General features: G+C 72.4%; 23 protein-coding genes. 19 read left to right on the top strand and 4 right to left on the bottom strand.

Translation table 11 applies throughout. The features are described 5' to 3' along the window. The first annotated feature begins 118 nt into the window (after window positions 1-118). The 7 genes from arc to prcA all read left to right on the top strand — a co-directional run bounded on the left by arc (window position 119) and on the right by prcA (window position 7114). Window positions 119-1900: a proteasome ATPase gene (gene arc / locus NFX44_RS25430; protein WP_262286121.1), complete on the top strand. Its 1782-nt coding sequence runs from the start codon at window positions 119-121 to the stop codon at window positions 1898-1900. 93 nt (window positions 1901-1993) lie between these two features. Next, entirely contained in the window at window positions 1994-2758 is a 765-nt protein-coding gene (locus NFX44_RS25425; protein WP_262286120.1) for a hypothetical protein, read from the top strand. 161 nt (window positions 2759-2919) lie between these two features. Then, window positions 2920-4437, top strand: coding sequence for a depupylase/deamidase Dop (dop, locus tag NFX44_RS25420; RefSeq protein ID WP_369015348.1), 1518 nt, complete (start codon window positions 2920-2922; stop codon window positions 4435-4437). Between the two features lie 106 nt (window positions 4438-4543). Then, window positions 4544-4750 carry a ubiquitin-like protein Pup gene (locus NFX44_RS25415; RefSeq protein WP_073836803.1) on the top strand — a complete coding sequence of 69 codons (207 nt, stop codon included), beginning with the start codon at window positions 4544-4546 and terminating at the stop codon, window positions 4748-4750. A gap of 9 nt (window positions 4751-4759) precedes the next feature. After that, a complete protein-coding gene (locus NFX44_RS25410) occupies window positions 4760-5458 on the top strand; it encodes an endonuclease VII domain-containing protein (protein WP_262286119.1) in 699 nt (232 codons plus the stop codon). Then, window positions 5377-6216, top strand: a complete 840-nt coding sequence (gene prcB / locus NFX44_RS25405; RefSeq protein WP_262286118.1) for a proteasome subunit beta — start codon at window positions 5377-5379, stop codon at window positions 6214-6216. The genes NFX44_RS25410 and prcB overlap by 82 nt, the downstream gene beginning before the upstream one ends. A 61-nt stretch (window positions 6217-6277) precedes the next feature. Next, complete coding sequence (gene prcA, locus NFX44_RS25400; protein ID WP_262286117.1) at window positions 6278-7114, top strand: proteasome subunit alpha; 837 nt, start codon at window positions 6278-6280, stop codon at window positions 7112-7114. Between the two features lie 39 nt (window positions 7115-7153). On the opposite strand, the gene rfbB is transcribed toward prcA, so the two are convergent. Next, complete coding sequence (rfbB, locus tag NFX44_RS25395) at window positions 7154-8131, bottom strand: dTDP-glucose 4,6-dehydratase (protein ID WP_262286116.1); 978 nt, start codon at window positions 8129-8131, stop codon at window positions 7154-7156. A 118-nt stretch (window positions 8132-8249) separates the two neighbouring features. Here rfbB and pafA point away from each other — a divergent pair, with 118 nt between their 5' ends. The 4 genes from pafA (at window position 8250) to NFX44_RS25375 (ending at window position 11764) form a co-directional block, all read left to right on the top strand. After that, window positions 8250-9608: a Pup--protein ligase gene (gene pafA / locus NFX44_RS25390; protein WP_262286115.1), complete on the top strand. Its 1359-nt coding sequence runs from the start codon at window positions 8250-8252 to the stop codon at window positions 9606-9608. A 64-nt stretch (window positions 9609-9672) separates the two neighbouring features. Continuing rightward, complete coding sequence (locus NFX44_RS25385) at window positions 9673-9894, top strand: hypothetical protein (RefSeq protein WP_262286114.1); 222 nt, start codon at window positions 9673-9675, stop codon at window positions 9892-9894. Window positions 9895-9998: 104 nt separating this feature from the next. Further along, the gene (locus NFX44_RS25380) at window positions 9999-11120 is read left to right on the top strand and encodes a winged helix DNA-binding domain-containing protein (protein WP_262286113.1); all 1122 of its coding nucleotides are present in this window, start codon (window positions 9999-10001) and stop codon (window positions 11118-11120) included. A gap of 95 nt (window positions 11121-11215) precedes the next feature. Continuing rightward, window positions 11216-11764 (top strand): carboxymuconolactone decarboxylase family protein, encoded by a 549-nt coding sequence (locus NFX44_RS25375; RefSeq protein WP_262286159.1) that lies wholly within the window; start codon window positions 11216-11218, stop codon window positions 11762-11764. A 3-nt stretch (window positions 11765-11767) separates the two neighbouring features. Here the strand turns inward: NFX44_RS25375 and NFX44_RS25370 are convergent, their stop codons facing one another. Both NFX44_RS25370 and NFX44_RS25365 read right to left on the bottom strand, forming a co-directional pair. Next, on the bottom strand, window positions 11768-12853 hold the full coding sequence (locus tag NFX44_RS25370; protein ID WP_262286112.1) for a DUF3866 family protein: 1086 nt from the start codon (window positions 12851-12853) through the stop codon (window positions 11768-11770). Between the two features lie 59 nt (window positions 12854-12912). Beyond that, window positions 12913-13920: a cation diffusion facilitator family transporter gene (locus tag NFX44_RS25365; RefSeq protein ID WP_262286111.1), complete on the bottom strand. Its 1008-nt coding sequence runs from the start codon at window positions 13918-13920 to the stop codon at window positions 12913-12915. A gap of 152 nt (window positions 13921-14072) precedes the next feature. On the opposite strand from NFX44_RS25365, the gene NFX44_RS25360 reads away from it, so the two are divergent. From NFX44_RS25360 to NFX44_RS25325, 8 genes are all read left to right on the top strand, one after another. Continuing rightward, window positions 14073-15071, top strand: a complete 999-nt coding sequence (locus NFX44_RS25360; protein ID WP_262286110.1) for a YafY family protein — start codon at window positions 14073-14075, stop codon at window positions 15069-15071. Continuing rightward, the gene (locus tag NFX44_RS25355) at window positions 15068-16075 is read left to right on the top strand and encodes a YafY family protein (RefSeq protein ID WP_262286109.1); all 1008 of its coding nucleotides are present in this window, start codon (window positions 15068-15070) and stop codon (window positions 16073-16075) included. The genes NFX44_RS25360 and NFX44_RS25355 overlap by 4 nt, the downstream gene beginning before the upstream one ends. A gap of 10 nt (window positions 16076-16085) precedes the next feature. Continuing rightward, window positions 16086-16334: a hypothetical protein gene (locus tag NFX44_RS25350; protein WP_262286108.1), complete on the top strand. Its 249-nt coding sequence runs from the start codon at window positions 16086-16088 to the stop codon at window positions 16332-16334. Between the two features lie 216 nt (window positions 16335-16550). Next, window positions 16551-16832, top strand: a complete 282-nt coding sequence (gene tatA / locus NFX44_RS25345; RefSeq protein ID WP_262286107.1) for a Sec-independent protein translocase subunit TatA — start codon at window positions 16551-16553, stop codon at window positions 16830-16832. A 20-nt stretch (window positions 16833-16852) separates the two neighbouring features. Further along, window positions 16853-17806 carry a twin-arginine translocase subunit TatC gene (gene tatC, locus NFX44_RS25340; RefSeq protein ID WP_262286106.1) on the top strand — a complete coding sequence of 318 codons (954 nt, stop codon included), beginning with the start codon at window positions 16853-16855 and terminating at the stop codon, window positions 17804-17806. Between the two features lie 748 nt (window positions 17807-18554). Next, on the top strand, window positions 18555-19064 hold the full coding sequence (locus NFX44_RS25335; RefSeq protein WP_262286105.1) for a hypothetical protein: 510 nt from the start codon (window positions 18555-18557) through the stop codon (window positions 19062-19064). 1 nt (window position 19065) lies between these two features. Next, entirely contained in the window at window positions 19066-20730 is a 1665-nt protein-coding gene (locus NFX44_RS25330) for a hypothetical protein (protein WP_262286104.1), read from the top strand. 168 nt (window positions 20731-20898) lie between these two features. Continuing rightward, window positions 20899-21294, top strand: a complete 396-nt coding sequence (locus tag NFX44_RS25325) for a hypothetical protein (protein ID WP_262286103.1) — start codon at window positions 20899-20901, stop codon at window positions 21292-21294. A gap of 95 nt (window positions 21295-21389) precedes the next feature. On the opposite strand, the gene NFX44_RS25320 is transcribed toward NFX44_RS25325, so the two are convergent. Continuing rightward, the gene (locus NFX44_RS25320; protein WP_262286102.1) at window positions 21390-22274 is read right to left on the bottom strand and encodes an ABC transporter substrate-binding protein; all 885 of its coding nucleotides are present in this window, start codon (window positions 22272-22274) and stop codon (window positions 21390-21392) included. Window positions 22275-22352 lie beyond the last annotated feature (78 nt).

The following is a 22352-nucleotide window of genomic DNA, read 5'->3' as shown; positions in this document are numbered from 1 at the left end:
CCCGACGACCAGCCCTTGGCGATCAAGCTTCGGTGACGAGCGCGTTGCGGAGGACCGAATCGGGCTCATAGCGGCTAGTGTTAGGTCAGAACGTTCAAGCCCCCCGGGGAGGTGGGACGTGGCACGCAGCGACGACGCGGACTCGCGCGCCGCACGGTGGGAGAAGGAGGCCCACGATCTCTCCACGCAGGTTGCGTTCCTTCAAGAGGAACTCGCCCTGGTGCGGCGCAAGTTGACCGAAAGCCCCCGACACGTCCGGCAGCTCGAGGAGCGGCTGGCGGCCACCCAGGCGCAGTTGGCGCGGCTGACCGAGAACAACGAACGGCTCGTGAGCACCCTCAAGGAGGCTCGCGCGCAGATCGTGACGCTCAAGGAGGAGATCGACCGCCTCGCCCAGCCGCCGAGCGGCTACGGCGTCTTCCTGGCCAAGCACGACGACGGCACCGTGGACGTCTTCACCGGCGGCCGCAAGCTCCGGGTTGCCGTCTCGCCCTCGCTCGAGGTCGACGAGCTGCGTCGGGGCCAGGAGGTCCTGCTCAACGACGCGCTCAACATCGTCGACGCGTTCGGCTACGAGCGGGTCGGCGAGGTCGTGATGCTCAAGGAGATCCTCGCGGGTCCCGACGGCGCGCCGGGCGACCGCGCGCTGGTGGTCTCGCACTCCGACGAGGAGCGGATCGTGCACCTCGCCGAGACCCTGATCGGTGCGCCGATCCGGGCCGGTGACTCGCTCATGATCGAGCCCCGCTCGGCGTACGCGTACGAGCGGATCCCGAAGAGCGAGGTCGAGGAGCTCGTCCTGGAGGAGGTGCCCGACGTCGACTACACCGACATCGGTGGCCTCCACTCGCAGATCGAGCAGATCCGCGACGCGGTCGAGCTGCCCTTCCTGCACGCCGACCTGTTCCGCGAGCACCAGCTCCGGCCGCCGAAGGGCATCCTGCTCTACGGCCCGCCCGGCTGCGGCAAGACGCTCATCGCCAAGGCGGTGGCCAACTCGCTGGCCAAGAAGATCGCCGAGCGGGAGGGCAAGGAGCGGCACACCAGCTTCTTCCTCAACATCAAGGGCCCCGAGCTGCTCAACAAGTACGTCGGCGAGACCGAGCGGCACATCCGGCTGATCTTCCAGCGGGCGCGGGAGAAGGCCGGCGAGGGCACGCCGGTGATCGTCTTCTTCGACGAGATGGACTCCGTCTTCCGCACCCGCGGCTCCGGTGTCTCCTCGGACGTGGAGAACACGATCGTCCCGCAGCTGCTCAGCGAGATCGACGGCGTGGAGGGCCTGGAGAACGTCATCGTCATCGGCGCCTCCAACCGGGAAGACATGATCGACCCGGCGATCCTGCGCCCCGGCCGGCTCGACGTGAAGATCAAGATCGAGCGGCCGGACGCCGAGGCGGCCAAGGACATCTTCTCCAAGTACATCCTCTCCGGCCTGCCGCTGCACGCGGACGACCTCGCCGAGCACGGCGGTGACCCGCAGGCCACCGTCGCGGCGATGATCGACGCGGTCGTGCTGCGGATGTACTCGGAGACCGAGGAGAACCGCTTCCTCGAGGTCACCTACGCCAACGGCGACAAGGAAGTCCTCTACTTCAAGGACTTCAACTCCGGCGCGATGATCCAGAACATCGTCGACCGGGGCAAGAAGATGGCCATCAAGGAGTTCCTCACCTCCGGACGCAAGGGCCTCCGGCTCCAGCACCTCCTCGACGCCTGCGTCGACGAGTTCCGGGAGAACGAGGACCTGCCCAACACCACCAACCCCGACGACTGGGCCCGCATCTCCGGCAAGAAGGGCGAGCGGATCGTCTACATCCGCACGCTCGTCTCCGGCGGCAAGGGCGCTGAGGCCGGCCGGTCCATCGAGACCGCCAGCAACACCGGCCAGTACCTCTGAGATCGACCGGCCGGGGCGGCGCCGCGCAGGCGCCGCCCCGGCCGCCGTTCCCGTGGGCCACGAAAGCGCGGCGCGCCCGCTAAGGTCCCTCGCGTGCGAAGATCACTCGTCCCGGCCCTGGCCCTCGGCCTCACCGTCCTGCTGACCGCCTGCGGCACCGCCGACGACGCCGGCCCCGCGCCGGCCGCCTCGGCGTCCGCCTCCACCGCCGCGACGGTCGTGGCCGACCCGGTTGCCGCGGTCCGGCAGGGCTTCGACCGGAGCCTGGAGGGGACGGTCAAGCTGGACGTCCTCATCACCGTGGCCGGCCAGAACATCACCATGAGCTCCGCCGTCGAACCCGACACCGGCCGGATGACGCTGCACATGAAGACCCCCGAGCCGGTCACCATGGTCGCCACCAAGGACGCCGTCTACGTCCAGCAGGACGAATCGGACGGCAAACCCTGGTTGAAGCTCGACCGGGACCGCCTCCGGCCGGAAGGACAACTCGCCCAGGGTCTCGACCTCCGGGCGCAGGCCGGCATCCTCGGCGGGGTCGTCTCCGCCGAGCGGACCGGCGACGGCCGCTACACGGGCGTCGCCGACTCCGAGAAGGCCGTCGCCGCGGCGAGCAGCGACAGCCAGCGCGCGGCCCTGCGGAGGGCGTTCAAGGTGCTCAAGCAGAAGTCGGTGCCGTTCGAGGCCACGCTGGACGCCGAAGGGCGGCTCACCCTGCTCACCTACACCTTCGACACCACGGCCGGCGTCATCAAAAACGAGTTGAAGCTGCACAGCTTCGGCGAGCCGCTCGCCATCAGCGCGCCGCAGGCATCGGAGACCGAGGACGCGACGGCCGACGTGTACCGGTTCTTCTGACCCCCTCGAACGGATGTGGGCGGGGCGACGACCGGGGTCCCGCCCACACCGCGTACCAGGGAACCGCGCTCGCCGGGGCCCGGCGCGCCACCTACCGTCGAAGCGGCGACTACTCTCGACCTGACGGGGGACCGGGACGGGCGAGCGGAGCGGGCAGGTCGATGAGCGTTAGACGGATCATGGGCACCGAGGTCGAGTACGGCATCTCCGTGCCCGGCCAGGCCGGAGCCAACCCGATGGTCACCTCCTCCCAGGTGGTCAACGCCTACGGGGCGCGGCCGGAACTCAACCGGGGCGGCCGGGCCCGCTGGGACTACGAGGAGGAGTCGCCGCTGCGCGACGCCCGCGGCTTCACCTACTCCGGGGCGGCCTACGACCCGGCCGAGGCGCTCGCCGACGAGGATCTCGGGCTGGCCAACGTCATACTCACCAACGGCGCCCGCCTCTACGTCGACCACGCGCACCCCGAATACTCGACGCCCGAGGTGACCAACCCCCTCGACGTGGTGCGCTGGGACAAGGCCGGTGAGCGGGTGATGGCCGAGGCGTCCAAGCGGGCCGCCACGATCCCGGGCACCCACCCGATCCACCTCTACAAGAACAACACCGACAACAAGGGCGCCAGCTACGGCTCCCACGAGAACTACCTGATGCGTCGGCAGACCCCGTTCGCCGACATCGTGGCGTACCTGACGCCGTTCTTCGTCACCCGGCAGATCGTCTGCGGCGCCGGCCGGGTCGGCATCGGCCAGGACGGCGGCCAGAGCGGCTTCCAGATCTCCCAGCGCGCCGACTTCTTCGAGGTCGAGGTGGGGCTGGAGACCACCCTCAAGCGGCCCATCATCAACACGCGGGACGAGCCGCACGCCGACGCCGACAAGTACCGCCGGCTGCACGTCATCATCGGCGACGCCAACCTCTCCGAGATCTCCACCTATCTGAAGGTCGGCACCACGGCGCTGATCCTCACCATGATCGAGGAGAAGGCGCTCGGCTCCGACCTGGGCATCGCCGACCCGGTCAGCGAGCTGCGCGCGGTCAGTCACGACCCGTCGCTCAAGCACCTCATGCGGCTGCGCGACGGCCGCAAGCTGACGGCGCTGGACGTGCAGTGGGCGTATCTGGAGCGGGTCCGGTCCTTCGTGGACGACCGCTACGGCGCCGACGCCGACGCCCAGACCATCGACGTCCTCGACCGGTGGGAGAGCGTGCTGGACCGGCTCGGCCGGGACGCGTTCCTCTGCGCCGACGAGCTGGACTGGGTGGCGAAGCTGCGGCTGCTGGAGGGCTACCGGGAGCGGGAGAAGCTCGGCTGGGGCTCGCACAAGCTCCAGCTGGTCGACCTGCAGTACTCGGACGTGCGCCCGGAGAAGGGCCTCTACCACCGGCTGGTGCAGCGGGGCTCGATGAAGACCCTGCTCACCGACGAGCAGACCCGCTCGGCGATGACCGAGCCGCCGGAGGACACCCGGGCCTACTTCCGTGGCCGCTGCCTCGCCCAGTACGCCTCCGAGGTGGTCGCCGCGAGCTGGGACTCGGTCATCTTCGACGTGGGCCGGGAGTCGCTGGTCCGGGTGCCGATGATGGAGCCGGAGCGGGGCACCCGCGCGCACGTGGGGGCGCTCTTCGACCGCTGCGACACCGCCAAGGACCTGCTGGAGATGCTGACCGGCGGCTGAGTCGGATGCCGGAAGGCCCGTCCCGTGCCGGGACCCGGCGCGCGACGGGCTTTTCGTCGTCGGCGCGAGGTAAGTTGATCGCAGGCGATCGTGGAGGAGGCACACCATGGCGACCCAAGAAGGCGGCCAGACCCAGTCCGGCAAGTCGCACGAGGAGGTCGAGGAGGTCACCGCGCAGGCCAACCCCGAGGTTGCCGAGCGGCACGCCGAGATCACCGAGGACGTCGACGACCTGCTCGACGAGATCGACTCCGTCCTGGAGGAGAACGCAGAAGAGTTCGTCCGAGGCTACGTACAAAAAGGCGGCCAGTAGACGTATCGGGTGGAAACGGACATGCCGCTTCCCCTCGATCATCAGAAGGGCCGACGCCGTTGTCGCGACCGCGGGGACTTCAAGCCGCTCGAGGAGTTCTGTGCGAGCAGCAAGCGTCCCGGCGGTCGCGGCAGCTACCGCAAGCCTTGTTTCAACGCGCGCTCCAAGGCGAGCTACGCCAGGCGGGTGAAGGAGCAATACGACCCTGAGGTGAAGCCGGCGCGGGAAGTGCCGGATGGCCACCGCTCCTACGCCGACTGTGGAACCGTCAAGCCCGTGGCCGACTTCCCCCGCAACCGCTCCGACAGCACGGGCTACGCCACCTACTGCAAGCCGGGCCACAACACCCGCACTCGTGAGGCAAAGCAGCGGCTCCACGGCGGCAATCGGGAGTACCACCTGCGCCGGCGCTACGGCGTGGGGGAGAAGGAGTTCCAGGAGCTTCTCGCCGAGCAGGGTGGCGTGTGCGCGATCTGCGGGTCACCCGACCCGGAACACCTGGACCACGATCATCGCACCGGATGGGTGCGCGGGATACTCTGCTTCAACTGCAACGGTGGTCTTGGCCGGTTCAAGGACAGCCCCGAGAGTCCGGCCAGGGCGATCACGTACCTGAGAGGAACCACGTGGCAGCGGGTTTTGATCCATCCGGGCGTCTTCCAGATGTGTTCACCAACGCGGGGACGTCCTCCTTCACAGCGTTCCTGAGCAAGGTGGCTCCCGAGATGCTGCCCGGCCGTCGGCCGCTGCCGCCCGGCATGGCCGCCGACCTGGCGCCGCACGCGACGACCATCGTGGCCATCTCGGCCAGCGGTGGCGTGGTGATGGCCGGCGACCGGCGCGCCACGATGGGCAACCTGATCGCCCAGCGGGACATCGAGAAGGTGCACCCGGCCGACGCGTACTCGCTGGTCGGCATCGCGGGCACCGCGGGCATCGGCATCGAGCTGATGCGACTGTTCCAGGTGGAGCTGGAGCACTACGAGAAGATCGAGGGCGCCATGCTCTCGCTCGACGGCAAGGCCAACCGGCTGGCCTCGATGATCCGGGGCAACCTGGGCGCCGCCATGCAGGGCCTCGCCGTGATCCCGCTCTTCGCCGGCTTCGACCTGGCCGCCGCCGACCCGGCCCGCGCCGGGCGGATCTTCAGCTTCGACGTGACCGGCGGCCCCTACGAGGAGACCGGCTACGACGCGATCGGCTCCGGCTCGCTGTTCGCCAAGTCCGCCCTGAAGAAGCGGTTCCGGGCGGGGCTGTCGATCGACGACGCGACCCGGCTGGCCGTCGAGGCGCTCTACGACGCGGCCGACGACGACACCGCGACCGGTGGCCCCGACCTGACCCGCCGGATCTACCCGGTGGTGATGACCGCGACCGCCGAGGGCACGCACCGGCTCACCGACGCCGAGACCGCGGCGATCGCCGAGGGCGTGGTGTCCGGCCGGATGGAGAACCCGGGCGGCTGACCCCGCTCCCACCACCTGAGTCAGCAGTCCGCAGCACAGCGCCCGAAGGAGAACCGCCGCCGTGGCCATGCAGTTCTACGCCTCGCCCGAGCAGATCATGCGCGACCGTTCCGAGCTGGCTCGCAAGGGCATCGCCCGGGGCCGCAGCGCGGTGGTCCTGAGTTACGAGGGCGGGGTGCTCTTCGTCGCGGAGAACCTGTCCAGCACCCTGCACAAGGTCAGTGAGATCTACGACCGGATCGGCTTCGCCGCGGTGGGCCGGTACAACGAGTTCGAGAACCTGCGCCGGGCCGGGGTGCGGATGGCCGACCTGAACGGCCTGAGCTACGACCGGCGGGACGTGACCGGGCTGGGCCTGGCGAACGCGTTCGCGCAGACGCTGGGCGCGATCTTCACCGAGCAGTCGAAGCCGTTCGAGGTGGAGATCTGCGTCGCCGAGGTGGGCGCCACGCCGGACGACGACTCGCTCTACCGGCTGACCTACGACGGGTCGGTCAACGACGAGCCGGGCCGGATGGCGATGGGCGGCCAGGCCGAGGCGATCACCGGGGTGCTGAAGAACGAGCACCGGCCGGACATGTCGTTGTCGGAGGCGGTGCGGGCGGCCATGAAGGCGCTGAGCAGCGTCGGCGGCGAGGGCGGGGCGGCGCGCACGATCGCGGCGAACCAGCTGGAGGTGGCGGTCCTGGACCGGCGCCGGGTGGGGCGGACGTTCCGGCGGATCACCGGGGCGGCGCTGACCGCGTTGCTGGACGGCGACGCGAGCGCGGACGCGGCGCCGGCGGCCGGGCGGGCGAAGACCCCGACGGTGCCGACGGAGGAGGCGAAGAAGCCGACCACGTCGGCGGGCTCGGCCGACCTGGAGGGTCAGCCGCAGGAGGAGCAGCCCGAGGAGTGACGCCGCCGGCCGGGTGCCGGGTCGCGGGCCCGGCCCCCGTCAGCGGTGCGGCTTCAGGGGCGTCCACCAGGAGCGGTTGGCCCGGTACCAGTCGACGGTGGCGGCCAACCCGTGGTCGAGGTCGACCGCGGGGGTCCAGCCGAGCTCGCGGCGGGTGGTGGCGCAGTCCAGGGCGTACCGGCGGTCGTGGCCCTTGCGGTCGGCGACCGGCCGGACCCGCTCCCAGCCGGTGCCGCACGCGGCGAGCAGCCGGCCGGTGAGTTCCCGGTTGGTGAGTTCCGCGCCGCCGCTCAGGTGGTAGACGCCGCCGGCCCGGCCGCGGGTCTGGGCGAGCGTGACGCCGTGGCAGTGGTCGTCGACGTGCAGCCAGTCCCGCACGTTGCCGCCGTCGCCGTAGAGGGGCACGTCGTGCCCGTCGAGCAGGTTGGTGACGAACAGCGGGATGATCTTCTCGGGGTACTGGTAGGGCCCGTAGGTGTTGGCGCCGCGGGTGACCACGACGTCGAGGCCGTGGGTGCGGTGGTAGGCCAGCGCGAGCAGGTCGCCGGCGGCCTTGCTGGCCGAGTACGGGGAGCTGGGGTCGAGCGGGGCCTGTTCGGTCCAGGCACCGGTGGCGATGGACCCGTACACCTCGTCGGTGGAAACCTGCACGAAGCGGCGCACCCCGTGGCGCAGGGCCGCGTCGAGCAGGGTCTGGGTGCCGACCACGTTGGTGGTCACGAAGTCGGCGGCGGCGGCGATGGAGCGGTCCACGTGCGACTCGGCGGCGAAGTGCACGACGACGTCGTGGCCGGCGACGGTGGCGTCGACCAGGGCGGGGTCGCGGATGTCGCCGCGGACGATCCGCAGCCTCGGGTCGGCGCGGACGGGGTCGAGGGCGCCCTCGGTGGCGGCGTAGGTGTAGGCGTCGAGCACGGTGACGGCGTCCGCCGTGAGGTCCGGCTCGGCACCGGTGAGCAGCCGCCGGACGTACGCCGAGCCGATGAAGCCGGCGCCGCCGGTGACGAGGATTCTCACGGCTGGGACCGTACCCGGCCGTGGGAGGTGCGAACGCGGGGAATGCCCGGCCCGGTGCGGATGAGACCAGTGGGTTGAGCGCTGCCCATCCGGGGCCCCGGGCGGCTAATGTCACATCATGGAGCGGCGAATCTTCGGCCTCGAAACCGAGTACGGCGTCACCTGCACCTATCGCGGGCAACGTCGACTGTCCCCCGACGAGGTCGCGCGGTACCTGTTCCGGCGGGTGGTGTCGTGGGGCCGGTCGAGCAACGTCTTCCTGCGCAACGGAGCCCGCCTCTACCTGGACGTGGGCTCGCACCCCGAGTACGCGACGCCGGAGTGCGACTCGGTGACCGACCTGGTGGCCCACGACCGGGCGGGGGAGCGGATCCTGGAAGGGCTGCTCGTCGACGCGGAGAAGCGGCTGCACGACGAGGGCATCGCGGGCGAGATCTACCTGTTCAAGAACAACACCGACTCGGCCGGCAACTCGTACGGCTGCCACGAGAACTACCTGGTGTCCCGGCACGGCGAGTTCGGCCGGCTGGCCGACGTGCTGATCCCGTTCCTGGTCACCCGCCAGTTGATCTGCGGCGCCGGCAAGGTGCTCCAGACGCCGCGCGGTGCGGTCTACTGCCTGTCGCAGCGGGCCGAGCACATCTGGGAGGGCGTCTCCTCGGCGACCACCCGCAGCCGGCCCATCATCAACACCCGGGACGAGCCGCACGCCGACGCCGAGCGCTACCGGCGGCTGCACGTGATCGTCGGCGACTCGAACATGAACGAGGTCACCACGCTGCTGAAGGTCGGCACGGCCGACATCGTGCTGCGGATGATCGAGGCCGGCGTGGTGATGCGGGACCTGACGCTGGAGAACCCGATCCGTGCGATCCGGGAGGTGTCCCACGACATCACCGGGCGACGCAAGGTGCGGCTGGCCTCCGGCAAGGAGGTCTCGGCGCTGGACATCCAGCAGGAATACCTGGCGAAGGCGACCGAGTTCGTGGAGCGCCGCGGCGGCGACCAGACCGCGAAGCGGGTGGTGGACCTGTGGGCGCGGGTGCTGCGGGCCGTGGAGACCGGCGACCTGGACCCGGTGTCCCGGGAGATCGACTGGGTGACGAAGCTGCGGCTGATCGAGCGCTACCAGCGCAAGCACGACCTACCGCTGTCGCACCCGCGGGTGGCGCAGATGGACCTGGCCTACCACGACCTGCGGCGCGGCCGGGGGCTCTACGGGCTGCTGGAGCGGCGCGGCGAGGTGGACCGGGTGGCCACCGACCCGGAGATCTTCGAGGCGAAGGAAACCCCGCCGCAGACCACCCGGGCGCGGCTGCGCGGCGAGTTCATCCGGCACGCCCAGGAGAAGCGGCGGGACTTCACCGTCGACTGGGTGCACCTGAAGCTGAACGACCAGGCGCAGCGCACGGTGCTGTGCAAGGACCCGTTCCGGGCGTACGACGAGCGGGTGGAGCGGCTCATCGCGAGCATGTGACCCGGGTTCGGGCGGCCGGTGCCGGGGCGCCGGCCGCCGCGTCCACGGGTACGCTGGCGTCGCGATGAACACTTCCGAACCTGCCGGCCGCCCGGGCCGCGACACGTCCGCCGCCCGCGACCGCGGCACCGAGAAGCTCAACTGGGTCGAACGGCGCCGGGAGAAGATCCGCGCCGAGGTCGAGCGCAACCGCCGCGGCGAGTTCGCCGTGCCGACCTGGGTGCTGGCGGCGGCGCTGGTGCTGATCGTGGGCGCCTGGCTGGCCCTGATCTTCCTGGCCGGTTGAACCGAGGGCGCGCGGTCGGCGATCGTGTCGGGGGTGGGCGCTAGCCTCCTGACCGACGGGAGCCGAATCCCCGCCCTTTCGTCCGCCGACGGGAGGAGTCGTGGGTGCCGAGGCGCAGCATGCCGGCCGGAGTGCCGCTGCTGTCCCGCCGGGCGCTGAACCGGGCCACCCTTGCCCGGCAGCTTCTGTTGGACCGGGCCCGCGTGCCGGCGCTCGACGCGGTGCGCCGGCTGGTGGGGTTGCAGGGTCAGGTGCCGACCGCGCCCTACGTGGGGTTGTGGTCCCGGGTCGCCGGGTTTCGCCGCGACGACCTGACCGAGTTGCTGTCGCGACGCGAGGTGGTCCGGGCGACCACCGTGCGCGGGACGTTGCACGTGCTCGCGTCCGACGACTACCGGTGGCTGCGTCCGCTGCTGCAACCGCTGATGGCGGGCCTGCAACGGCAGTTCATGGGCCGGGCAACGGCGGGCGTCGATCCCGTCGAGCTGGTGGCGTATGCCGCGGAACTGCTGGCGGGGGAGCCGCTGAGCCGCACCCGACTTCGGGAGCTTCTGGCGCGGCGCTGGCCGGATCGGGACCGCTCGGCCCTGCTGCACTCGGTGCAGTACCTGCTGCCGCTGGTGCACCTGCCGCCGGCCGGCACGTGGGGCGGTCGCGTGGACGGCCCGTGCGGTCTGGCCGAGGGCTGGCTCGGCGCGCCGCTGGACGCGGCGGATCCGGCCGTCCTGGTCCGCCGCTACCTGGCCGCTTTCGGGCCGGCGAGCGTGGCGGACGTGCAGGCCTGGTCCGGGATGACCCGACTGGCCGAGGTCGTGGAGCCGCTCCGGGGCGAGCTGCGGGTGTTCCGCGACGAGCAGGGGCGGGAACTGTTCGACCTGCCGGACGCGGAGCGACCCGACCCGGACACGCCGGCCCCGCCGCGGCTGCTGCCGGAGTACGACAACCTCCTGCTGTCCTACGCCGACCGGACCCGGGTGCTCGGTGACGTGGAGCACCGGCGGGTGATCACCCCGGCGGTGGCTGCCACTGTGGTGGTCGACGGGTTCGTGGCCGGCACGTGGACGCTCGCACGGCACGACGGCGCGGCGACGCTGGAGCTGCGGCCGTTCCGCCCGCTCACCGGAGCGGTCCGGGACGCGCTGGCCGACCAGGCGGAAAAGCTGCTCGCCTTCGCCGCTCCGGAGCTGCCGGAGCGGGCGGTCCGGGTCGCCGGGCCCGGGCCTTGACCGCGTCACCGACCGCATGATCGTCTATGGCTCACGGGGGACGCCGAGACCTGCGCTCGGGCGCCCCCCAGCCGACGACGAGGGAGCGTGACGTCATCGCACACATCGACCTCGGCCTGGACGAGCAGGCCCACCCCGGCATCAACGGGCTGGCCCGCTACCGCCCGGAGACGGCCAAGCCGCTGTTCGACCTCGCCGACGCGCTGCTGCACGCCCCGCATCCCACGCTGACCGCGGGGGAGCGGGAACTCATCGCCGCGTACGTGTCGGATCTGAACGCCTGCACGTTCTGCTGCGCGTCGCACTCGGCGTTCGCCGCCGCCCAGTTGCCCGCGGGGATGCCGCTGGTGCAGCAGGTCCGCCGGGACCTGGACGGCGCGCCGGTCGAGGGGAAGCTACGGGCGCTGCTGCGGATCGCCGGGGCGGTGCAGCGCAGCGGCCGGGAGGTCACCACCGAACTGGTCGAGGCGGCCCGCGCCGAGGGCGCCACCGACCTCGAGATCCACGACACGGTGCTGATCGCCGCCGCGTTCTGCATGTACAACCGCTACGTCGACGGCCTGGGCACGCTGGCGCCGGCCGACCCGGCGGGCTACACGCGGGCCGCGGAGCACATCGTCGCCCACGGCTACGGGGCGCGCTGAGGGTCAGCCGAGCAGGCGGGCCGCGTGCCGGCCGGCGGCGGCCGCGGTCAGGAAGTAGGCGTGGTCGCCGTCGAGCCCGCGCCCCATCGTCGACAGGCCGACCGGGCTGGCCCGCAGCGCCGCGTCCAGGCCGTCGCCGGGCACGGTGACGATCCGGTGCCGCGCCGCGAGCGGGGCCAGCGCCGCACCCACCTCGGCCGCGAGAGCGGGATCCAGGCCGTCCGGCACGACCAGCTCCGCGGGGGCCAGGGCGACCCGTCCGTACGCGGTGAGGCTGTGGTGGGAGACGCCGCGGTGCCGGGGGCGGGGGTCGGCCGCGGAGATCCGCAGCGAGCCGACCGGCCGCCCGCCGAGCGTGGCGACCGCGTTGACCGCCTCGCCGACGGCCACCCCGGAGAAGCCCCAGCGGGTGCCGGTGCCCAGGTTGCCGGGGCCCTGGGCGACGATCGCGACGTCGGCGCCGAGCACGTGCCGGGCGGCGAGCAGGCCGCTGTGCAGGGTGCTCGCCTCCAGGTCGCCGCCGAACGCCTGGCCCACGCTGACCGTGCCCGCGAGGTGGCCGGCGAGCCCGGCGAGGGTGCGGGAGAACCAGGCCGGCAGCGCCCCGCCGTCGGTGAGCAGGTAGGCCACCCGGGCGTCCGGGGCGTCGGCGTGGACACCGGCCAGGATCGCCGGCAGGGCGGAGTGCAGGTCGGCGGTCACCACCGGCATCCCGTCGACGGACTCGGCGGCGGCCAGGCACGCGTGGTGCGGTGAGGCTTCCTCGTCGACGCCCAGCAGGATCGGCTGCAGCGGGGTGTAGCGGGCCTTGACCAGGTGCCCGGCGTCGCGGGTGTCGGCGGCCTGCGGCGGGTCGGCGGGGAGCCGGTCGGGCAGGGCCACGACGAGGGCGTACCCGCCGGTGCCGAGGCCCATCAGCAGGGCGCCGGCGTTGAGCAGCACCCGGTCGCCGGGCTCCGGGTCGCCGACCAGAGCCGGGTAGGCCAGGGCGCGCATCCGGGCGCCGTCGGGCAGGTCGACGTCGAGTTCGGCGGCGCCGGCCCACCGCCGCCGTACCGCCGCCACCGTGCCGGACCGCCATCGCACCATGCCGGGCACGGTATCGGCCGGCGCCGGGCCGGCCTGCGGCCGGGTCGCCGGCCCGCCGGTCAGGGCACCCCGCCCGGCTCCTGGTCCACGGCCCGCTCGTCCTCGTCCTGGGTGGTCCGGGCCCGGTGCCCGTCGCTGCCGCGCCTCGACCGGGTCGGGTCGAGGAAGACGTACCCGATCTCCGGGAACCTGTCGGTGAGCCGCCGCTCGGCCTCGTCGGCGGCGGCCTCGATGTCCGCGCCGGTGGCAGCGTCGTGGAAGTCGACCTTGGCGGCGACCAGGATGTCCTCGGGGCCGAGGAACATGGTCATCAGGGTGTCGATCCGCTCCACCGCGGGCAGCCCGGCCAGCTCGTGCTCGATCTGCCGGTGCACCCGGTCGGACACCGCCCGGCCGACCAGCAGCGAGATGTTGCTGCGGGCCAGGATGCCGGCGACCACCAGCAGCAGCACGCCGATGAGGATCGAGGCGCCGCCGTCGTAGACCTCGTCGCCGGTGAGGTGTGACAGCGTGAGCCCGGCGGCGGCGAGCAGCAGGCCGATCAGGGCGGCGCTGTCCTCCAGGAAGACCGCCTTGACCGTGGTGTCGGCGGTCAGCCGCAGGTAGCGGCGCGGGGTGGCCCGCCAGCGGCGGGACTCGTTGCGGACCTGCCGGACCGCCCGGGCCAGCGAGACCGACTCGATGGCGAAGGAGACCGCCAGCACGACGTACGAGGCCAGGTAGTCGCCGGTGTGCTCGTGCACGAGGATCGTGGTGACGCCGTGGGTGATGGCGAAGCCGGCGCCGACCACGAACGTGAAGAGCGCGGCGAGGAAGGCCCAGACGTAGCTCTCCTTGCCGTACCCGAAGGGGTGCCGGGTGTCGGCGGGCCGCGCCCCGCGGCGCAGCGCCATGTAGAGCAGGGCCTCGGTGGTGGTGTCGGCGACCGAGTGGGCGGCCTCGGAGAGCATCGCCGCGGAGCCGGAGAGCAGGCCCGCGATCAGCTTGGCGATCGCGATGGCGAGGTTCGCCGCGCCGGCCACCACGACCGTGCCGACGCTCTCGCTCTTGACCTCCGGCTCCGCCATGCGACCCACCATATGGCCGTCATCGGCCCTCCGCGCGGCGACCGGGGCGGGCCCGGGGCGGTGTGGCGCGCATCGCCTCCGCGGCGGGACTCCCGCGCGCCGCGCCCGCGCGGGTGCGCGCTGCGGACGTGCGGGCTGCTAGCGTTTCCCACGTGTCGCGGACCCGTACCGAACGCCTGGTCAACCTGGTGATCTGCCTGCTGTCCACGCGACGGTTCCTGACCGCCGCGCAGATCGCCGCGACCGTGCCCGGCTACGAGCACGATCCGGACGACGCCAAGGACCACGAGGCGTTCCAGCGCAAGTTCGAGCGGGACAAGGCCGAGCTGCGGGAGCTCGGGGTGCCGCTGGAGACCGGCACGGCCAGCGTGTTCGACGCCGAGCCGGGCTACCGGATCGCGCCCCGCGAGTACGCCCTGCCCGACATCCCCCTCGAACCGGACGAGGCCGCCGCCGTGGGCATCGCGGCCCGGCTGTGGCAGCACGCCGGCCTGGCCGCCGCCGCCTCCTCGGGGCTGGCGAAGCTGCGCGCCGCCGGCATCGACGTGGACCCGCAGGCCACGCTGGGCCTGGAGCCGATGGTCACGGTCGACCCGGCGTTCGCGCCGCTGACCGCCGCCGCGCGCGACCGGCGCGAGGTCAACTTCGACTACCGGGTGCCCGACCGGGACGCGCCGACCCGCCGCCGCGTGCAGCCGTGGGGCGTGGTGTGCTGGCGCGGCCGCTGGTACGTGGTCGGCCACGACCTGGACCGGGCGGCGACCCGCTGCTTCCGGCTCTCCCGGGTGGTGGGCGCGGTCCGGGTGACCGGCGAGCCCGGGGCGTACGAGCCGCCCGCCGGCGTGGACCTGATCAGCCACGTGGCCCGCTGGTCCGGGCCGGTGGAGCGCACCGGCCGGGCCACCGTGCTGGTCGCCGCCGGCCGCGCGGCGGGGCTGCGCCGCTGGGCGGTGGAGACCCACGCCGGGCCGGACGGCGACCGTCTCGTCCTGCCCTACGCCGACGCCGACTACCTGGCCGGCCACATCGTCGGCTACGGCCCGGACGTGCGGGTGCTGGAGCCGCCGGAGGTCCGTGAGGCGGTCATCCAGCGGCTGAAGGAGATCGCGACCCGGCACGACGACCTGGCCGTGGCGGGGGGTGCCCGGTGACCCGCCCGGCGGCCCGGGGCGGCCGCGCGTCGGCGGACCGGCTGGCCCGGCTGCTCAACCTGGTGCCCTACCTGCTGGCCCGCCCCGGCATCGAGATCGCCGAGGCGGCGCACGACCTCGGAGTGACCGAGAAGCAGCTCCGCGAGGACCTGGAGCTGCTCTGGGTGTGCGGGCTGCCCGGTTACGGCCCCGGTGACCTGATCGACATGGCGTTCGACGGCGACCGGGTGACCATCACCTACGACGCCGGCATCGACCGCCCGCTGCGGCTCACCCCCGACGAGGCCCTGGCCCTCGTGGTGGCGCTGCGGATGCTGGCCGAGACGCCCGGGGTGGCCAACCGCGAGGCGGTCGAGCGCGCCCTCGCCAAGATCGAGAGCGCGGCCGGTGACCTGGCCGGCGCCCCGGTCGAGGTGCGGCTGCCCGGCGACACGGCCCGGGTCCGCGAGCTGCGCGCCGCCGTGGAGCGCGGCCGCGCGCTGCGGATCACCTACTACACGGCCGCCCGGGACGAGACCACCGAGCGCACCATCGACCCGCTGCGGATGCTGATGGTCGGCGGCCGGGCGTACGTGGAGGCGTGGTGCCGCCGGGCCGAGGCGGTCCGGCTGTTCCGGGCCGACCGGATCGACGCGGTCACCGAGCTGGCCGAGCAGGCGGTGGTCCCGCCACAGGCCCGCCCGCACGACCTCAGCGACGGGGTGTTCCGGCCCTCGCCGGACCTGCCGCTGATCACCCTGCGGATCGGCCGGGGCGAGCGGTGGATCACCGAGTACTACCCGTGCGAGCGGGTCGAGGCCGACGGCGAGCAGTGGCTCGTGTCGCTGCGGGTCACCGACCTGGGCTGGGCCCGCCGGTTCGTGCTCGGGCTCGGGCCGGACGTGACGGTGGTCGCGCCGACCGAGCTGGCCGAGCAGGTGCGGGCCCAGGCGGCCGCCGCGCTCGACGCGTACGCCACTCCGGTCGACCGCGCCGACCCGGCGGTGGCCGGCGTCACCCAGTAGGCTGACCGCCGTGGTGACGTGGATCGTGCTCGGGGTCGTGCTGTTCGCGCTGGTCGTGCTGGCCCTGGCGGTCCGGCCGGTGCTGGCCCGGCTGCCCCGGCTGCGCCGCACGGCGGCGGCCCTGCAGCGGCGCCAGGCCGAGGCGGAGTCGCTGCGCTCCGCCGCCGAGGAGCTCCAGGCGCGGGCCGCGTCGCTGCAGGAGCGGGTAACCGTCGCGCAGGAGCGGATGACGGTGATCAAGGCCCGGCGCGGGGACTGATCGACGCAGACCGCTCCGGCGCGCGTCGGCTGCGCGTTCCGGGACGGGTGCGCGCACGATCGCGCGGCCGCGGGTGGTTGACGGGACACTTCGGGTTGGTCGAGACTTCACCGGCCGGGTCCGCACCAGCAGGCCGGGTGGGGTGGCAAGCCGCTGCGACGCACGTACGATGGGCGGCGACCACCCGTGACCGATACAAAGCGACTGGAGCTTCCCATGGGTTTCCTCAAGCCGTGGCACATCGCGGTACTCGTGGTCGTGCTGATCCTGCTCTTCGGCGCGAAGCGGCTCCCCGACACGGCCCGCTCGCTGGGCCGCTCGCTGCGGATCCTCAAGGCCGAGACCAAGAGCCTGCACGACGACGACGACCGTGACCTGGCCGAGAAGGCCGACGCGCAGGCCGGCTACCAGCCGCTCCCGCCGCAGCAGCAGCACGCTCAGCCGCAGCAGCCGGTCACCCCGCCGGTCGACCCGGTGCAGCGCGTCCGCGAGAACTGATCCGAAAGGGCCCCACCACCGTGGCCTTCGGGTTGAAGAAGCGCGGCCCGAGCACGTTCGAGCGGGCCGCCGACGGCTCGATGACGCTCATCGAGCACTTCCGGGAACTGCGTAACCGGCTGTTCCGCGCGTCGCTGGCGATCGTGGTCGGCTTCGGGTTCGGCGTCTGGCTCTCCGGCCGGGTCCTGCACGTGCTGCAGATGCCCTACTGCAACCTGCCGAAGGCGCGGCTCGCCAACGGCGACTGCAACTTCGTCCAGCTCGGTCCGGCCGACCTGTTCCTGCTGCAGATGAAGGTCGCTCTCTGGGTCGGCCTGATCATCGCGGCACCGATCTGGCTCTACCAGCTCTGGGCGTTCATCGCCCCGGGCCTGCACCGGCACGAGCGGCGGTACGCCTACTTCTTTACCGCCCTGGCCGCGCCGCTGTTCGCGGCCGGCGCGGTGCTGGCGTTCTTCGTCACGTCCAAGGGCCTGGAGTTCCTGCTCAACGTCTCCGGTGGCGGCGACGTCACCACGACGCTGGACATCACCCGCTACATCGGCTTCGTCACGAACCTGATCCTGCTGTTCGGGGTGGCGTTCGAGTTCCCGCTCATCGTGCTGATGCTCAACTTCGTCGGGCTGGCCAGCGCCAAGCGCCTGCTGGGCTGGTGGCGGGTGGCGATCTTCGTGTTCTTCGCGTTCTCCGCGGTGGTCACGCCGACGCCCGACCCGTTCGGCATGACGGCGCTGGCGTTCTGCCTCTCCGCGCTCTACTTCGGCGCGGTGGCGGTGGCGTTCATCAACGACAAGCGGCGGAGGCGCGGCCGGGAGATCTACGCCGACGTGCCCGACGACGAGGTCTCGCCGTTGGACCTGACCGTCGAACCGGTCGGGGCCGTCGGTGGGGTCGAGGCGACCGCCCCGGTCGGAGCGCCCGAGCCGGTCGCCGCCCCGGCGCCGATCGAGCGCCGCTACGACGACATGACCTGAGGCCTGTCGCCGCCGCCCCTCGACAGACCCGGGAGGCGGGGCCGAGCCTTTCACCGGCGTCTCTCGTCCGGCCGGCGCCGTCTCCGGTGCCGGCCGGACGAGCAACGCCGGGGGTCCGGATGGGCCGTCAGATCCCGCCGTTCAAGCCGCTGCGGCCATCTGGTGCCGTCCCAGCGGCGTCCGGAGCGTGGCCACGCAACCTCGCCGACGCTCCGCCGGATGCCGAGCGGGCGGTCCGGGAACAGCGGGCCTGGTCGGTCATCCGACAGGCGCCAGGTGAGCACGAGGGTGGCCGGCCACCAGCCGTCGACGGGCACCTATGCGAGGGCCTCGACGTGTAGTGTGGCGTCGACCGACCCAAGCCGACTGCGCGGTTCAGGAACCGTCGTACACCTCGATGCAATCGGCGTTCCGACGTCGCATTGTGCGAGGCTCGCATTTCCTGCCGGCGGACTGGCGGCTCGATTTCTCGCACGCGCTGGGGGCCGAGGAATTTTCCGGCCCACTCCGTCGACGTCGTTTCTCTTAATGCGCTGCCGATATGCGGGCAGATATGTGTGCGAGGAAAAGGCGCGTGTGCGACGTAGGGGGAAGGAGTCAGTCCAAAAACGACATCGAAATCGGTCGTAGTCAACTCCTTGCGCCCGGTAGCGGGAACATGGCAGAGTCATCCGCACACGGGGGTGTGGTTGCGGCGCTGGAACGCCGCAACCACGTGCACCCCACAACTCGCACCCTAGGAGGGTTTGTGGAGGGCAACAAGATTGTACCTGCCATTCGCAGGTACGCTACCGTCGCTGCGGCCGTGGCCGCGCTGACCATGGGGGCCGCCGCACCGGCTCTCGCCGTCGAAGGTCCTGGTGCCGGCGGGCCGGAGAAGGTTTCGGGCTCGAACTGGTCCGGGTTCTCCAACGGCGCCCGTCTCAACGCCGAGATCTGGATCGAGACCTGGGCGAGCGGCGGGTGCGCCGACTGGACCTCGTCGGCGTTCATCACGAGCGGCAGCAACCCGGTCTCCGGCCACGACTGGATCAAGAACACCACCAAGTTCGACCCCTGGGGCGTCTCGCCGTCGGTGACCGCCTTCGGTCAGAGCGGTGACCCGATCCAGGGCTCGTGGACCAACAACAACGGCTCGCGCGGCTCCTACATGTCGGGCAGCCTCTGCACGAACTGGCGGACGGTGGGCGTCACCGGTTACGAGACCGCGACCGCCTACTACAACGGTCAGACCAAGGTCGTCACGGCGAGCACCTGACATGACCCGCACCGCCACTGAGGCGGGAAGGAGCCGCAGCCGCGTGCTGCGGCTCCTTCCGCGAGGGCGCGCCGCCGCCGCGCTGGTAACCGCACTGGTCCTGGGAGCCGCCGGCGCCGTCGTGATGCTTCCTGACGGCAGATCCGACACCGGGTACGGGGCTTACGCAGGGGTCATCGGAGACCTCCGTGGTCTTGTCGGAGAGAACTCCCTCTACATTCGTCCTGGTCTGAGCTCCGACGGGCAGCCGTCACTCGCGGCCAGCGGCTACGCGCTTCCGGCGCTGGCCGCCGCCACCGGCGAACCCACGGCGGTGAACGACGTCGCAGCCTTGTCGTCGGTCGTCGCGCTCCAGTCGACAACCGATCCCCTGTGGGCCCGTTGGCAGGCTGCCATGATCAAGGAGAGCGGCCAGGTCGCCTTGTCGCGCGACCTCTTCACCGGAATCTCCGACGTCCCGCTACCGACCGGTCCCGCTGCTGTCCAGGTTGCGGGCGTGGCCGCCGTGGTGGAGGTCGCCGCGGCAGCGGACATCCCGCTCGACAGGGCCAAGCGGTCCCAGTTGGCCGACGTGCTGCACGGCGCGGCGGGCGAGAGCCTCGGAGCGTTCTCCAGGTGCCGCGCGGCTCAGGCGGCGGACGGGTTGGGACTGGACCCGTCCCCCTGGCGGACCGGCGGGTCCGCTGGCATCGCGCTTCCGCCGACCCGGTCGGCCGAGTCGTTGATGGACGTCTACGGAGCGCTCTGCCTCGCTCAACGGGCGAAGGTCAGTCTGGACGACGACGTCAGGCGATCGGTGCGCGACTGGCTCCAGCCGCTGCTCGTGATGCCGGCCGCGGGCAACGAACTCGAGTCCTACTACCTCGTCCGATCCTGGCTCGCTGCCGGTCTTCCGCGGGACAGCCTGCGGCCGCTTGCCGCGCGGATCAGCGACAGGCGGGACGACCGGACCGGACTGGTCCGCGACCACATCGTCCGGTTGGGGACGCTCGAGAACACCTACTATGTTGCGGTCCTCGCGAAAAAGGCAGGTGCTGTCGGCGACATGCTGCCGACGGCGACCATTGACGCCGTGCGCGCTCTCATTCCGCAGATCAAGGCCAAGAACAGTCTGACGGACATGCTCATGGCCGCCGTCATTCTTCGGTATGGAGGCAGGGCCGACAGGAACCTGGAGCGAGAGGCGGAAAGCTCCTCCGTCGCATGGTTGTCCAAAGGCTTGACTCGGCAAAATGTGTCCCAGGGCGACCGCGTTATTTCGTTGATGAACGAGTTGGGCATGACGGTGCCACCGGTCCGCGGAACAGCTTTTCCGGTGGTGGGAGAAGAGGACCGCTATCTCGCCTGGACAATGCTCGGCATTTCGAAATTCCTGCAGAACCGTCCCGAGGTGGAAGCCTCTTTCCCGTCACTGCCGAGCCTCGTCGGGCCGGCGTTGCGGAAGCCCGACGGCCTGCTCGTGAAGGAGGTGGCGATTGCCATGCAGGTGCCGGGTAACGGTGTGGAGCCGGATGCGCCGCCTGACTCGTTGTCGACGTGGAGCCGGAGCATCCGCGGCTGTCCCGGCTTCGAGTCGCTCTACCGGCCGGTGCAGCAGGAGACGCGGTGCAGTCTGGAGGCCACGGTGCAGATCATGGACCTCGGGCTCGCGTCCCGGCCTGGTTGAGTCCCGCCGCTGGGCAGGGTCGCACCGAGCACCTGACGCGAGCGCCGTCCCCGCCCCCGGGGGCGGTGCTCGCATCGTCGGCGGTCAGCTGGGCCAGCAGCCGGTCCAGCGGGCCGGGCGTGCGGGCCGGCGGGGCAGGCCCCCCGGTGGCTCGGCATACTGGCGGCCGTGATCGACAACGACCGGGCCGGGCGCCCCGACCTGCCCTCCGCGCTGCGCTTCCTGACCGAACTGGTCGCCTGGGTCGCCACCCCGTGGGCTCTCGCCCGGCACTCCGTGGTGCTGGCGGTCGCCTCGGTGGTCCTGCTGATCGGCCTGCCCACCGTGTTCGCCACCCCCGGCGACAAGCGGCAGGTCATCGTGCCGGTGTCCGGGCCGGTCACCGTCGCGCTGGTGCTGCTGCAACTGGTCGCCGCCGCGCTCGGGGCCTGGGCGGCCTGGCCGCGGCCGGTCGCGGTCGCGGTGACCCTGCTGGCGGCGGCCACCGTGGTGACCGAGCTGCCCCGCTGGCGGCGGCTCGCCCCGCTCGGTCGCGACGGCCGTCCGGCCCGCCGCGCCGCCTGAGCCGCCCCGGCCGGGCCGACGTCACCTCGGTGAGACGGGTGGTCGGGTCGGCGGGACGCCGCCGCCCGCGCGGGGCGTGACCGGAGCCGGCCGGCTCAGGCCACCCGGCGGGCGGCGCCCTCCGGCGCGGCGGGGACGGCGTCCGGGTGCAGGATCGCCGCGATCGCCTCGGCGCCGTCGACCAGGCGCGGGCCGGCCCGCACCACCAGGCCGTCCGCGTCCAGCGCCCAGACCTCCGCGCCGGGGAAGTGCGCGGTCACCCCGGCGGCCTGCCCGGCGGCCCCGTCCAGGTCGAAGCCGCACGGCGCGACCAGCACCACCTCCGGCCGGGCGGCCCGCAGCGCCGCCCAGGTGGTCGGCGTGGACCGGGCACCGGGGTGGGTCGCCACCGGCTCGCCGCCGGCGGCCTCGACCAGGTCGGGGATCCAGTGCCCGGCGCCGAACGGCGGGTCCACCCACTCGACGACGGCGACCCGCCGCCGGGGCCGGCCGGCCACCGCCGCGCGGATCGCCGCGAGCCGCGCCCGCAGCGCGTCCACCAGGGCCTCCGCCCGGTCCGGCACCCGGGCCGCCGCGCCCACGGCCAGGATCGTGTCCAGCACGTCCGCCAGGGTGTACGGGTCGAGCGACAGCACCTCCGCCCGGCAGCCGAGGTGCTCGACGGCGTCCGCCACCCGGCCCGACGGCAGCGCGCAGACCCGGCACAGGTCCTGGGTGAGGATCAGGTCCGGGTCCAGCCCGGCCAGCGCCCCGGCGTGCAGGGTGTAGAGGTCCGCGCCGGCGGCGAGCTGGCCCTTGACGTAGGCGTCGATCTCGCCGGGGCTCATGCCGCGGGTGTCCCGGCCGCCGACCACGACCGTGGTGCCGGACCGGTACGCGGGTGGCACCACGCACTCGAAGGTGACCCCGACCAGGTCGTCGCCGAGCCCGAGGGCGTAGGCGATCTCGGTGGCCGAGGGGAGCAGGGAGACCAGGCGCATCCCGCCATCCTGCCGGCCTCCGCAGTTCCCCCGATCCCCGGGTCCGTGCCGGGGCCCGGCGATAGTCTGGGGCGGCGC

It is taken from the genome of Micromonospora sp. MA102, from assembly GCF_025460765.1.
Taxonomy (GTDB): domain Bacteria; phylum Actinomycetota; class Actinomycetes; order Mycobacteriales; family Micromonosporaceae; genus Micromonospora; species Micromonospora halotolerans.
This window is presented reverse-complemented; position numbering and strand designations above follow the sequence as displayed.